11 protein-coding genes are annotated in these 12,726 nt (G+C 67.0%); 4 read left to right on the top strand and 7 right to left on the bottom strand.

Annotation, left to right across the window (positions count from 1 at the left end):
- Position 1 precedes the first annotated feature (1 nt).
- The 3 genes from creC (at position 2) to E1J61_RS08025 (ending at position 3,028) form a co-directional block, all read left to right on the top strand.
- Entirely contained in the window at positions 2-1,432 is a 1,431-nt protein-coding gene (gene creC, locus E1J61_RS08035) for a two-component system sensor histidine kinase CreC (RefSeq protein WP_133093567.1), read from the top strand.
- Positions 1,433-1,563: 131 nt separating this feature from the next.
- Positions 1,564-2,541, top strand: a complete 978-nt coding sequence (locus E1J61_RS08030) for a nitronate monooxygenase family protein (protein WP_133093566.1) — start codon at positions 1,564-1,566, stop codon at positions 2,539-2,541.
- Positions 2,542-2,626: 85 nt separating this feature from the next.
- Positions 2,627-3,028, top strand: a complete 402-nt coding sequence (locus E1J61_RS08025) for a YbaN family protein (RefSeq protein WP_240745917.1) — start codon at positions 2,627-2,629, stop codon at positions 3,026-3,028.
- Positions 3,029-3,104: 76 nt separating this feature from the next.
- On the opposite strand, the gene E1J61_RS08020 is transcribed toward E1J61_RS08025, so the two are convergent.
- The 7 genes from E1J61_RS08020 to E1J61_RS07990 all read right to left on the bottom strand — a co-directional run bounded on the left by E1J61_RS08020 (position 3,105) and on the right by E1J61_RS07990 (position 11,777).
- Positions 3,105-4,355 carry a phenylacetate--CoA ligase family protein gene (locus E1J61_RS08020; protein ID WP_133093564.1) on the bottom strand — a complete coding sequence of 417 codons (1,251 nt, stop codon included), beginning with the start codon at positions 4,353-4,355 and terminating at the stop codon, positions 3,105-3,107.
- Positions 4,356-4,449: 94 nt separating this feature from the next.
- On the bottom strand, positions 4,450-5,265 hold the full coding sequence (locus E1J61_RS08015; protein WP_029046690.1) for an ABC transporter ATP-binding protein: 816 nt from the start codon (positions 5,263-5,265) through the stop codon (positions 4,450-4,452).
- Between the two features lie 106 nt (positions 5,266-5,371).
- Entirely contained in the window at positions 5,372-6,709 is a 1,338-nt protein-coding gene (locus E1J61_RS08010; RefSeq protein WP_133093563.1) for an ABC transporter substrate-binding protein, read from the bottom strand.
- A gap of 94 nt (positions 6,710-6,803) precedes the next feature.
- Complete coding sequence (locus E1J61_RS08005; RefSeq protein ID WP_133093562.1) at positions 6,804-7,880, bottom strand: branched-chain amino acid ABC transporter permease; 1,077 nt, start codon at positions 7,878-7,880, stop codon at positions 6,804-6,806.
- A gap of 24 nt (positions 7,881-7,904) precedes the next feature.
- Complete coding sequence (locus E1J61_RS08000; RefSeq protein ID WP_133093561.1) at positions 7,905-8,819, bottom strand: branched-chain amino acid ABC transporter permease; 915 nt, start codon at positions 8,817-8,819, stop codon at positions 7,905-7,907.
- A gap of 13 nt (positions 8,820-8,832) precedes the next feature.
- Positions 8,833-9,795 carry an ABC transporter ATP-binding protein gene (locus E1J61_RS07995; protein ID WP_133093560.1) on the bottom strand — a complete coding sequence of 321 codons (963 nt, stop codon included), beginning with the start codon at positions 9,793-9,795 and terminating at the stop codon, positions 8,833-8,835.
- A 23-nt stretch (positions 9,796-9,818) separates the two neighbouring features.
- Positions 9,819-11,777, bottom strand: a complete 1,959-nt coding sequence (locus E1J61_RS07990; RefSeq protein WP_133093559.1) for a long-chain fatty acid--CoA ligase — start codon at positions 11,775-11,777, stop codon at positions 9,819-9,821.
- A 279-nt stretch (positions 11,778-12,056) separates the two neighbouring features.
- Here E1J61_RS07990 and E1J61_RS07985 point away from each other — a divergent pair, with 279 nt between their 5' ends.
- A complete protein-coding gene (locus tag E1J61_RS07985; RefSeq protein WP_133093558.1) occupies positions 12,057-12,725 on the top strand; it encodes a Crp/Fnr family transcriptional regulator in 669 nt (222 codons plus the stop codon).
- Position 12,726: the final 1 nt, after the last annotated feature.

The following is a 12,726-nucleotide window of genomic DNA, read 5'->3' as shown; positions in this document are numbered from 1 at the left end:
CATGCGGATCGGCCTGCGCATCTTCTTTGGCTTCTTCTTCATCGTCGGCCTGGCGACGGTGCTGACGCTGCGCGTGTTCGTGCAGGAGGTCAAGCCAGGCGTGCGGCAGGCGATGGAAGACACGCTGATCGACACCGCCCACGTGCTGGCCGCGCTGGCCGCTGACGACATGAAGGCCGGCCACATCGCCGACGGCGACTTCGCGCGGCGCATGGCGGCGCTGCGCGAGGCGCCGGTCAATGCCGACGTATGGGGCCTGCACAAGGACAGCATCGGCTACCGCGTCTATGTCACCGACGCCGGCGGCATCGTCCGCTACGACTCCACCGGCACCGACGTGGGCCGCGACTACTCGCGCTGGAACGATGTCTACCTGACGCTGCGCGGCCAGTACGGCGCGCGCAGCACGCGCAGCGATCCGGAGGACGAGGCCAGCACCGTGATGTACGTGGCCGCTCCCATCCGCGACGGGGACCGCATCGTCGGCGCGCTCACCGTGGCCAAGCCCAATGCCGCGATGGCGCCCTTCATCGCGCGCAGCCAGCACCGCATCCTGCTGTACGGCGGGCTGCTGATCGGGACCGCGTGCGTGATCGGCCTGGCCTGCACGCTGTGGCTGGTGCATGGCCTGCGCCGGTTGCGCGGCTATGCGCGCGCGGTGGCCGCCGGCGAGCGCGCCGAGATGCCGCTGCACGGCACCAGCGAGCTGGCCGAGCTGGGCCGCGCGGTGCAGGGCATGCGCGAGCGGCTGGAAGACAAGCAGTATGTCGAGCACTACATCCACACGCTGGCGCACGAGATGAAGAGCCCGCTGGCGGCGATCGGCGGCGCCGCCGAGCTGCTGCAGGAAGACATGCCGGCAACGGACCGCGAGCGCTTCGTCGCCAACATCCGCGCGCAGTCGGGCCGGCTGGAAACCATGATCCGCAAGCTGCTGGCGCTGGCGGAGGTGGAACAACGGCAACGGCTGGAAACCCGCGAGCCGGTGCGATTGGGCGAGCTGCTGGCCCAGCTGTGCGCCGAGCTGGAACCGCGCGCGCGGCAGCGCGGCGTGGTGCTGCGGCTGGAGTCGCCGCCGGGTCCCGACGTGGTGGCGGGCGACCCGTTCCTGCTGCGCCAGGCCGTCGCCAACCTGCTGGAAAACGCCATCGACTTCGCCCCCCGGGACAGCGCCATCGCGGTAGCGCTGGAACGGCGCGGCGCGCAGCTGGCGATCACCGTGGCCGATCATGGCCCCGGCATCCCCGAATACGCCCTGCCGCGCGTGTTCGAGCGCTTCTACTCGCTGCCGCGCCCGCAGGGCGCCGACAAGAGCACCGGCCTGGGCCTGTGCTTTGCGCGCGAGGTGGCGGCGCTGCATCATGGCAGCGTGATGCTGGCCAACCGGCCGGGCGGCGGCGCGCTGGCCGAACTGACGCTGCCCGCCGGCTGACCCGCCTGCCATGGCGCGCAGGATCGGCATAGACTTGGGCTTCTAGCGACGCACGCCAGAAACTCCCTATAATCGAACGATCGTTCATTTAGGGCACGACCAGCGTGCCCACCAGTGGTTCAGGAGACACCATGCCCGCCGCCAAGCAACTGCCCCAGGCCCTGCAGAACCTGGCCCTGCCCGTGATTGCCTCGCCCATGTTCATCGTCAGCTATCCCGAGTTGGTGCTGGCGCAGTGCAAGGCCGGCATCGTCGGTTCGTTCCCCGCGCTCAATGCGCGCCCGGCGGAGCTGCTCGACGAGTGGCTGACGCAGATCGAGCAGGAGCTGGCCGCCTTCAGGGCCGCCAACCCCGGCGCGCCGGTGGGACCGGTCGCGGTCAACCAGATCGTGCACGGGTCCAACGCGCGGCTCGAGCATGACATCAAGGTCTGCGTCGGGCACAAGGTGCCGATCTTCATCACCTCGCTGCGCGCGCCCCCCAAGGAGCTGATCGACGCGGTGCATAGCTACGGCGGCATCGTGCTGCACGACGTCATCAGCCTGCGCCATGCCGAAAAGGCGATCGAATCCGGTGTCGACGGCCTGATCCTGGTCGCGGCCGGCGCCGGCGGCCATGCCGGCATGCTGTCGCCGTTCGCGCTGGTGGGCGAGGTGCGCAAGATCTTCGACGGCCCGATCGCGCTGTCGGGCTCGATCGCCACCGGCGAGGCAGTGCTGGCGGCGCAGGCCATGGGCGCCGACTTCGCCTACGTGGGCACGCGCTTCATCGCCTCGCAGGAGGCGCACGCGGCCGAGACGTACAAGCGGTCGATCACCAGCTCGGCCGCCGCCGATATCGTCTACACCAACCTGTTCACCGGCGTGCACGGCAACTACATCCGCGAGAGCATCAGCAACGCGGGCCTGGACCCTGACAACCTGCCGGTGGCCGACAAGACCAAGATGGACTTCTCCAGCGGCAGCTCCAAGGCCAAGGCGTGGAAGGACATCTGGGGCGCCGGCCAGGGCGTGGGCCAGATCCACGACATCCCCAGCGCTGGCGAAATCGTCGCGCGCATGAAAGCGGAGTACGATGCGGCCAAGGCGCGACTCGGGATTTCGCGCTGACCGATCCATCACCGGGGCCGCTTAGCGGCCCTTTGTTCGACCATTGCCCCCTTCCGCCCCTGACCTTTCGCCCGATCCTGAAGCCGTGCTGAGCCACCGCCAGCGCGTGCTGCGCGCCGTCTGGGTGGCGCTGGGCGGGCTCTTCCTGCTGCTGGGCGTGATCGGGATCTTCCTGCCGGTGCTGCCGACCACGCCGTTCGTGCTGCTGGCCGCGGCGTGCTTCGCGCGCGGTTCGCAGCGCTTCCACGGCTGGCTGATGGGGCATCCGCGCTTCGGGCCGCTGGTCAACGACTGGCAGCGGTATCGGAGCATTCCGTTCAAGGCGAAGTGCCTGGCGCTGTCGATGATGTGGGTGTCGATGGGGACCACCGCATGGCTGCTGCGCGGGCGGCCGGTGGCGTCGGCGGCGTTGCTGGCTTGTGCGGTGGGGGTGAGTGTGTGGATGATCCGGTTGCCGACGCGGCCGGAGGAGGGGGGGGAGTCTTGAGGCTTTCCGGCCCGTCGACGCCCTTCACTTCGTTGAGGCTCCGGCCCTCACCCCCACCCCTCACCCGGCTAGCCCTTCACTCATACCGCCGCGCATCCTCAATCACCTTCCCGTCCTGCGGCAACGACCCCGCCGCCACGAACGCCACCTCCCCGCGCAATCGCATCACCTCGCGCAGCGACTCGGCCACCGCGCGCTGCAGTTCCGCATCCTCGCGCGCTGCCTCGCAGCGCAACGTCATCACGTCCGCGCCGGGATCGCCGGTCACCACCAGCCGCGCGGCGCGGATTTCCGGATGGCGGCGCAATACGTCGGCCACCTGCCCCGGATGCACGAACATGCCCTTGACCTTGGTCGCCTGGTCCGCGCGTCCCAGCCAGCCCTTGAGCCGGATATTGGTGCGCCCGCACGGGCTCGGCCGCTGCGAGGACTCCGCCACCACCGCAGACAGGTCGCCGGTGCCGAAGCGGATCAGCGGATAGTCGCCGTTGCCCAGCACCGTCACCACCACCTCGCCGGTCTCGCCTTCAGGCATGGGCCGCGTGCCGCCCGGCTCGACGATCTCGACCAGCACGCCCTCGTCCACCACCCAGCCGTCGCCGCCCTCGGTCTCGTAGGCGATCAGCCCGAGATCCGCGCTGCCGTACATCTGCTGAACGCGCACCCCGCGTTGCTGGAACCACGCGCGCAATGACGGCGGCAGCGCCTCGCCGGAGACCAGCGCCTTCGTCAGGCTGGTGCAGGGAAGTCTCATCTCGTCGCCCCGTTCCAGCAGCAGCTTCAGGAACGATGGCGTGCCAGCGTAGGCCGCAGGCTGCAGGCTGGCCAGCGCCTGCACCTGCGACTCGGTCTGGCCGACGCCCGCCGGGAACACGCAGCAGCCCAGCTTGTGCGCGCCGGTCTCCATCATCATGCCGGCCGGCGTGAAGTGGTAGGAAAAGGTGTTGTAGACCAGGTCGCCGGCACGGAAGCCCGCGGCGTGCATGGCGCGCGCCGTGCGCCACCAGTCGGCGTCGTGGCCGTCGGGCTCGTGGATCGGGCCCGGTGACTGGAACACATGGCGCAGCCTGCCCAGCGGCGCCGCATTGAGGCCGCCCAGCGGCGGCAGCGCGCGCTGGCGTGCGGTCAGGTCGGACTTGCGCGTCACCGGCAACGCCGCCAGCGCCTCGCGCGAGGTCAGCGAGCGCGGGTCCACGTCGCGCAGCAGTTCGGCGAAATACGGCGCATTGTCGCGCGCGTGGGCCACCTGTCGTGCCAGGGCGGCAAGAAGCGCCTGCTCGCGGACTGCCGGCGCGCGGGTTTCGAGCGAATCGAAGTATTCGGGCATGGTGCTGTTGCGTCAGGGAAGGATGCGGATTGCCGCCGCGCCGGTGGCAGCCCGCCACGGCGCGTCGGCAAAGCCAGGGATAAACCGCGCGGCGCTATGCCAGCCAGCGCTTGCGCCGGCGATAACTCTTCACGTCGCGGAAGGACTTGCGCGCGCCACCATCCGCGTCGTTGGCGGCCACGCCCAGGTAGAACTCCTTCACGTCCTCGTTGGTGCGCAGCGACTCGGCGTCGCCGTCCATCACCACGCGGCCGTTTTCCAGGATGTAGCCGTAGTCGGCATAGCGCAGCGCCACCATGGTGTTCTGCTCGGCCAGCAGGAAGCTGACCTTCTCGCGCGAATTCAGGTCTCGCACGATCTCGAAGATCTCCTCGACGATCTGCGGCGCCAGGCCCATCGACGGCTCGTCGAGCAGGATCATCGCGGGCTTGGCCATCATGGCCCGGCCGATCGCGCACATCTGCTGCTCGCCGCCCGAGGTATAGCCCGCCTGCGACTTGCGGCGCGTCTTCAGGCGCGGGAAGTAGTTGTAGATCTTCTCCAGCTCGTCGCGCGTCTGCGAGCGCGACAGGCCGCGCGTATACGCGCCGGTGAGCAGGTTTTCCTCGATGGTCAGGTGCGCGAAGCAGTGGCGCCCTTCCATCACCTGGATCACGCCGCGGCGCACCAGGTCGTTGGGGGTGAGCTGGTCGACGCGGTCGCCGCGATACTCGATGGTGCCCTTGGTGACGTCGCCGCGCTCGGCGTGCAGCAGGTTGGAGATCGCCTTCAGCGTGGTGGTCTTGCCCGCGCCGTTGGCGCCGAGCAGCGCCACGATCTTGCCTTCCGGCACTTCGAGCGAAACGCCCTTGAGCACCAGGATCACGTGATCGTAGATGACTTCGATGTTGTTGATGGACAGGAGGCTCATGGTGCGGCTCGGGTTGGTGTTGCGGTAGCTCCGGATTTCACATCCGTGTCGGCTTACCCCCTCTCCATTTGGGAGAGGGGAGCAAACCTTCAGGATTCAAAGGGCATCAAGACTTCGAGCACCCCGGCGTAATCCCCTTCTCCTTCGCGTACTGCGCCGCCGTGGCCTTGAACAGCGGGTGGATCAGTCCCTTGTTGCCCTCGATCCAGTCCGACACCACCACCCACTTGCTGCCGTCCCATTGCTGGATCTTTACCTTGCCCGAACCCTCGTGGTTTTCGCAGCTGGTCTTGATCTCGGGCAGCAGGCCGGTGGCACCCAGTTGCTGCAGGCGCGCATTGGTCAGGTTCAGGTTCTCGAACGCCCAGCGCATCTGCTCGCCTGTCATGGGCTTGCCCTTGCCGAACTTGGCCTGCGCCACGCGCACCGCTTCCACCGTTACCACCGCCGCGGAAACGCCGCGGTTGTACAGCACCGAACCGATCTTGCTCTTGTCCTGCATGTTCCCCTTGCCGGCGCCGTACACGACCTTCTCGATGTCGGAAATCAGCGGCACGCTCTTGCCCGCGACGTTCCAGGTCGCGCTCATGTAGCCCTTGGAGGCATCGCCCGCCGGCACCGTGTCTTCCTCGGAGCCCGCCCACCACGAGCCGATCATCTTCTCGCGCGAGAAGCCCACCTTCTGCGCGGCCTTCAGCGCGGTCTGGTTCATCACGCCCCAGCCCCAGAAGATCACGTAGTCGGGATTCTCCTGGCGGATCTTCAGCCACTGCGCGCCCTGCTCGTTGCCCGGGTGCGCCACCGGGATCTCGACGAGGTTGAACTTGTTGAGCCTGGCCTCGGCCTGCAGCGCCACGATCGGCTCCTTGCCATAGGCCGAGTCGTGGTACAGGTAGACGATCTTCTTGCCGGCCAGCGAGCCGCCGCTCTTGCTCGCCAGGTACTTGACGATGGCCGAGACCTGCATCTGGTACGTGGTCACCAGCGGGAACGCATACGGGAACACCGAGCCATCCACGGCGTCGGTGCGGCCATAGCCCATCATCACCAGCGGCACCTTGTCGGCGGCGGTCTTGTCGACCAGCGCGTAGGAAATGCCGGTGGACATGGCGTGGTACGCGGTGCCCTTGGTGGTCGCGTTCTTGGCCTTCAGGCGTTCATAGCACTCCACGCCCTTGGCGTTGTTGTACTCGGTCTCGCACTCTTCCCAGCTCAGCTTGACGCCGTTGACGCCGCCGTCCTTCAGGTTGACGTAGTTGAGGTAGTCGATGAAGCCGCCATACCACGACTGCCCGTTGGCGCCATACGGCCCCACGCGATAGCTCGGCAGCGCTACGAACTGCTCGTTGCTTTGCGCCAGTGCCGGCACCGCCGGCGCCAGCAGTGCAGCCGCGGCGCTGACCACCAGGGCGGCGCGTTGCACGTTACGGATCAGGTTGGTCATGACAGTCTCCTTCGCCCTCGGTGGGGCGTTTCGTTATGCGTAGGCTTCAGTACTTCACTCAGGACCTGCGTTCAGACAATAAGACCCCGCTCCGTCAGTGCGGGAACGGCCACAGCCTCAGCTTCTCCTTGGCGATCTGCCACAGCCGGGCCAGCCCGTGCGGCTCCACGATCAGGAAGAAGATGATCAGCCCGCCGAATACCATCAGCTGGATGTGCGACACGGTGGCGTTGGTAAAGGGAAGGTGCAGCAGCGACGCCAGCGGCGGCAGCACGTTGTCCAGGAAGATCGGCAGCAGCAGGATGAACGCCGCGCCCAGGAACGAGCCCAGGATGCTGCCCACGCCGCCGATGATGATCATGAACAGCACGCGGAACGACAGGTCCAGCGAGAAGCCGTCCGGCTCGACCGAGCCCAGGTAGCAGAACGCATACAGCGCGCCGGCCACGCCGCAGTAGAACGAGCTGACCGCGAACGCCATCAGCTTGGTGCGCATCAGCGGGATGCCGATCACCTCCGCCGCCACGTCCATGTCGCGCACCGACATCCAGGCGCGGCCCGTCGCCGAGCGCACCAGGTTCTTGGCCACCAGCGCCAGCACGGTGACGATGGCCAGCACGAACAGGTACTTCTTCACCGGCGTATCGATGGCGATGCCGAACAGGTCCAGCCGCTGCGCCGTAATCACGCCCGACGAGCTGTTGTTGGAGAACCAGGGGAACTTGGTCAGCGCCCACACCACGAAGAACTGCGCCGCCAGCGTCGCCACCGCCAGGTAGAACCCCTTGATGCGCAGCGACGGCAGGCCGAACGCCACGCCCACCAGCGCCGCCGACAGCCCGGCCAGCAGGAACGACAGCAGCACCGGAATGCCTTCGATGCGCAACTGGAAGTTGTAGGCCGCGTAGGCCCCCACCGCCATGAAGGCCGCGGTGCCGAGCGACAGCTGCCCGGCATAGCCGGTCAGGATATTGAGCCCCAGCGCCGCCAGCGAAAAGATCAGGAACGGGATCAGGATGGCCGAGAACCAGTATTCCGATCCGACGAACGGGATCGCCACGAAGGCCACGGCCATCAGCACGGCAAAGCCGATGCGGTCCTGGCGGATCGGGAAGATCTGGCTGTCGGCAACGTAGCTGGTCTTGAACTGGCCGGCTTCACGATAAAACATGGCAAGTCTCCTGTGCGAAGTCGGTCAGACGCGGTCGATATGCTTCTCGCCGAACAGCCCCTCGGGCCGCACCAGCAGGAACAGCAAGGCAAAGACATACGGGAACCACCCTTCGATGCCGCCGAAATTGCCGCCGAACACCGACTGGAACACCGGCGGGATGTAGATCTCGGCCAGCTTCTCCGACGCGCCGATGATCAGCCCGCCGACGATGGCACCGGGCACCGAGGTGAAGCCACCCAGGATCAGCACCGGCAGCGCCTTCAGCGCGGTCAGCGTCAGCGCGAACTGCACGCCATTGCGCGAGCCCCACAGCATGCCCGCCACCAGCGCGACGAAGCCCGCCACGCCCCACACGATCGCCCAGATGTTCTGCAGCGGGATGCCCAGCGACAGCGCGGCCTGGTGGTCGTCCGCCACCGCGCGCAGCGCGCGGCCGACCTTGGTGTACTGGAAGAACAGCGCCAGCGATCCCACCAGCAGGCCGGCAATGGCGGCTGCCGCGAGGTCGAACTTGGAGATGACGATGTTGAAAGTGGTCAGGATCGATTCGATCGGCTCGTCGACGATGCCCAGGTTGATCGGGCGCACTTCATTGCCGAACAGCAGCGGCCCCAGCCCTTCCAGGAAGAACGACAGCCCGATGGTCGCCATGAACAGCGTGATCGGCGGCTGGTTGACCAGCTTGCGCAGCACGAAGCGCTCGGTGCTCATGCCGACCAGGATCATCACGACAAAGGCGCCGATCACCGCCGCCCACATCGGCATGCCCTTGTCCATCAGCCCCACCACCGCCAGCGCGGCAAAGTACACCATCGCGCCCTGCGCGAAGTTGAACACGCCCGAGGCCTTGTAGATCAGCACGAAGCCGAGCGCCACCAGCGAGTACATCAGGCCGGACAGCAGGCCGCCAAGCAGGATTTCAAAGAAGAACGTCATGGTGGAAAACCCCTCAGTGCGATGTGCCCAGGTACGCCTTGATCACGTCCGGATTGCCCTTGACCTCCTCGGGCGTGCCGTCGCCGATCTTCTTGCCGTAGTCGAGCACCACCACGCGGTCGGAGATATCCATCACCACGCCCATGTCGTGCTCGATCAGCACGATGGTGGTGCCGAACTGCCGGTTCACATCGAGGATGAAGCGGCACATGTCCTGCTTCTCTTCCACGTTCATGCCGGCCATCGGTTCGTCGAGCAGCAGCATCGACGGCTCGGCGGCCAGCGCGCGCGCCAGCTCCACGCGCTTCTGCAGGCCGTACGGCAGGCGTCCCACCGGGGTCTTGCGGATCGACTGGATCTCCAGGAAGTCGATCACCTCCTCCACCTTCTGGCGGTGGCGCATCTCTTCATTGCGTGCCGGCCCCCACCACAGCGCATGCGCGAACAGCCCGGTGCGGAACTGCGTGTTGCGCCCGGTCATGATGTTGTCCAGCACCGTCATGCCCTTGAACAGCGCGATGTTCTGGAACGTGCGCGCGATGCCCTGCCGCGCGGCGGCGGTCGGGTGCATCTGCTTGCGCTCCTCGCCGCGGAACACGATGCGCCCCTGCTGCGGGTGGTACACACCGTTGATCACGTTCAGCATCGAACTCTTGCCGGCGCCGTTGGGGCCGATGATGGCGCGGATCTCGTGCTCGCAGACATCGAACGAGATATCGGTCAGCGCCTTCACGCCGCCGAACGACAGCGAGATGTGCTGCAGGTCCAGGATCACCTCGCCGCCGGTGCGGGCGTGCTCGCCGGTGCGCTGCGCGTGCTGCGTGCCGGGTTGCGCGCCACTGTCGTCCGCCAGTCCCGCCGGGGACAGCGGGCCCGCGGGCGCCATCGCGCCGCTGCCGCCGGCCGCACTTGCGTCGGTACGTGCGGTGCCGGTCCATTCCGGCTTGCCGCCGCCTTGCCAGGCCACTTGCGTCATGTTGATGCCTCCGCCCTATGCTCTTATGCCGCGCGCGCCGCCGTGGGCAGCCGCTTCGCATCGACCAGCTTCAGCGTGGCCGACACGCTGCCCTCGCGCCCGTCCTCGAACTTGACGCGCGTCTCGATGAACTGCTCGGACTTGCCCGCATAGAGCGCATCCACCAGCACGCCGTATTTCTCGGCGATGTAGCCGCGGCGCACCTTGCGCGTGCGCGTCAGCTCGTCGTCGTCGGGGTCCAGTTCCTTGTGCAGGATCAGGAAGCGCGCGACCTGCGAGCCGGCCAGCATGGGATCGTTGGCAAGGTCGGCATTCACCTGGTTCACGCATTCGCCGATCATCTCGATCACGTCCGGCTGCGCGGCCAGGTCGACATAGCCCGCATACGGCAGGTGGCGGCGCTCGGCCCAGTTGCCCACTGCCTCGAAATCGATGTTGATGAAGGCGCAGACCTGGTCGCGGCCATTGCCGAAGGCCACGGCTTCCTTGATGTACGGGAAGAACTTGAGCTTGTTCTCGATGTACTTGGGCGCGAACATCGCGCCGTCGGCCAGCTTGCCCACGTCCTTGGCGCGGTCGATGATCTTCAGGTGGCCGTCGGCGTCGATCACGCCGGCATCGCCGGTCATGAAGTAGCCCTCGTCGTTGATGGCCTCGCGCGTGGCGTCGTCGCGCTTGTAGTAGGACTTGAGCAGGCCCACGCCGCGCACCAGCACCTCGCCGTTATCGGCGATGCGGATCTCCATGCCCGGCGCGGCCGGTCCCACGGAATCGAACTTGACCTGCCCGTCGGGCTGCAGGCAGACGTAGGCGCAGGTTTCGGTCTGGCCGTAGAACTGCTTCAGGTTCACGCCGATGGAGCGGTAGAAGCGGAACAGGTCCGGCCCGATGGCCTCGCCGGCGGTATAGCCCACACGGATGCGGCTCATGCCGAGCACGTTGCGCAGCGGACCGTAGACCAGCGCTTCGCCCAGCGCATAGCGCGCGCGCTCCATGACGGACACCGGGCGCCCGTCGAGGATATCGGCGCCGCAGCGGCGCGCCACGTCCATGGCCCAGTGGAACAGCTGGCGCTTGATCCAGCCCGCATCTTCCATGCGGATCATCACCTGCGTCAGCAGGCCTTCATAGATGCGCGGCGGTGCGAAGTAATAGGTCGGGCCGATCTCGCGCAGGTCGGTCATCACGGTCTCGCGCGATTCCGGGCAATTTACCGTGAAGCCCGCCACCATCGCCTGCGCGTAGGAGAACAGGTTGTCGCCCACCCACGCCATCGGCAGGTACGACAGCACGTCGTCCTTCGCGGTCAGGCCGTCGAACGCGCAGCCGTTGCGCGCCGAGCCGATCAGGCCCGCGTGCGAGTGGCACACGCCCTTGGGCTTGCCGGTGGTGCCGGAGGTGTAGAGGATGATCGCGGTGTCGTCAGGCTGGCCCGCGGCAATCGCTTCGTCATAGAAGCCCGGATGCGCCTGGTCGTATTCGCGGCCCAGCTCCTGCAGCCGCTCGTACGACATCAGCGAGGGATGCTCGTAGTCGCGCAGGCCGCGCGGGTCTTCGTAAATGACATGGCGCACGGTGCGGCCGGACTCGGCCAGCTGCGCCTCGACCTCCAGCAGCTTGTCGACCTGCTCCTGGTCCTCGACGATGGCGAAATCGATCTCCGCATCGTTGAGCACGTACACCATCTCATTGGCGATGGCGTCCTGGTACAGCGGCACCGGCACGCCGCCCAGCGCCTGCGCCGCGGTCATGGCCCAGTACAGGCGGGGGCGGTTGTCGCCCACCACTGCCAGGTTCATGCCGCGCCTGAATCCGAGCGCGGCCAGACCACATGCCAGCGCCCTCACCTGCTGTGCCGCCTGGGCCCAGCTGTATGTCTGCCAGATGCCGAGATCCTTCTCGCGATAGGCCGGATGCTCCGGCCGCTGCTGGGCGTGTGCCAGCAGCCATCGCGGGAAGGTCGTCGCCGACGATTCCTGCATCGCTGTCTCCTGTCCCTCCGGCGTGGGGGTCCACGCCCGGTGTCAAGCGCCGGTCCGGTCGTTATACTTGGCTTGCTTTGCCCGGCGGCATCTGCCGCATCGCATCAAGCCCGTCTGTGCCTTGTCTGGAGGGGCCGGGGGAAGCGCCTTCTGCCTTCCCGGCGTGCCCTCTCTGGCACCCGCGGTTCCGTTGTGATCGTACGATAGCCCATGCCAACCACCCGGGTTGTCACGCCGGTGACAATTCCGGGTTAATCCCTACCGGAGCTTCTGCAGGCCATGCTGAACGATTTTGTCGACCGCTGCGTGTGGGCAGCAGACCTGAGCCCCGAGCAGCGCGAACGCGTGCGCCGCGCGATGTGCGTGCATGAATACAGCCAGGGCGATTACGTCTGCCACAAGGGCGACAGGGCCGAGCACTGGATGGGCGTGCTGGAGGGGATCGTCAAGATCACCACGGTCTCGCCCTCGGGCAAGTCGGTGACCTTTACCGGCGTGCCCACCGGCGGCTGGTTCGGCGAAGGCGCGGTGCTCAAGTCGGAGATCCGCAAGTACGACGTGATGGCGCTGCGCCGCTCGACCATCGCCTTCCTGCCGCTCGAGACTTTTCAGTGGCTGCTGGACACCAGCCTGCCGTTCACGCGCTTCCTGTTGACGCAGCTCAACGAGCGCCTGGGCCAGTTCATCGCCGCGGTGGAATACGAACGCTCGCTCGATATCGATTCACGCGTGGCGCGCGCGGTGTCGTCGCTGTTCAACGAGCACCTGTACCCTGGCATCGGCAAGACGCTGGAAATCTCGCAGGAAGAGATCGGCCTGCTCGCCGGCATCTCGCGCCAGCGCGCCAACCAGGCGCTCAAGGTGCTGGAGCAACAGAAGCTGGTGCGGGTGGACTACGGCGTGATCGAAGTGCTGGACCTGGACGGGTTGCGGCAGTACGGGGAGTAGC

It is taken from the genome of Cupriavidus sp. L7L, from assembly GCF_004353535.1.
Lineage (GTDB): Bacteria > Pseudomonadota > Gammaproteobacteria > Burkholderiales > Burkholderiaceae > Cupriavidus > Cupriavidus oxalaticus_A.
This window is presented reverse-complemented; position numbering and strand designations above follow the sequence as displayed.

Coding starts and splice junctions, on each gene's coding strand:
- E1J61_RS08030 (WP_133093566.1), top strand. CDS start 1,564: ATGCCCGCCGCCAAGCAACTGCCCCAGGCCCTGCAGAACCTGGCCCTG.
- E1J61_RS08005 (WP_133093562.1), bottom strand. CDS start 7,880: ATGTTTTATCGTGAAGCCGGCCAGTTCAAGACCAGCTACGTTGCCGAC.
- creC (WP_133093567.1), top strand. CDS start 2: ATGCGGATCGGCCTGCGCATCTTCTTTGGCTTCTTCTTCATCGTCGGC.
- E1J61_RS08010 (WP_133093563.1), bottom strand. CDS start 6,709: ATGACCAACCTGATCCGTAACGTGCAACGCGCCGCCCTGGTGGTCAGC.
- E1J61_RS08020 (WP_133093564.1), bottom strand. CDS start 4,355: ATGCCCGAATACTTCGATTCGCTCGAAACCCGCGCGCCGGCAGTCCGC.
- E1J61_RS07990 (WP_133093559.1), bottom strand. CDS start 11,777: ATGCAGGAATCGTCGGCGACGACCTTCCCGCGATGGCTGCTGGCACAC.
- E1J61_RS07985 (WP_133093558.1), top strand. CDS start 12,057: ATGCTGAACGATTTTGTCGACCGCTGCGTGTGGGCAGCAGACCTGAGC.
- E1J61_RS08000 (WP_133093561.1), bottom strand. CDS start 8,819: ATGACGTTCTTCTTTGAAATCCTGCTTGGCGGCCTGCTGTCCGGCCTG.
- E1J61_RS08015 (WP_029046690.1), bottom strand. CDS start 5,265: ATGAGCCTCCTGTCCATCAACAACATCGAAGTCATCTACGATCACGTG.
- E1J61_RS07995 (WP_133093560.1), bottom strand. CDS start 9,795: ATGACGCAAGTGGCCTGGCAAGGCGGCGGCAAGCCGGAATGGACCGGC.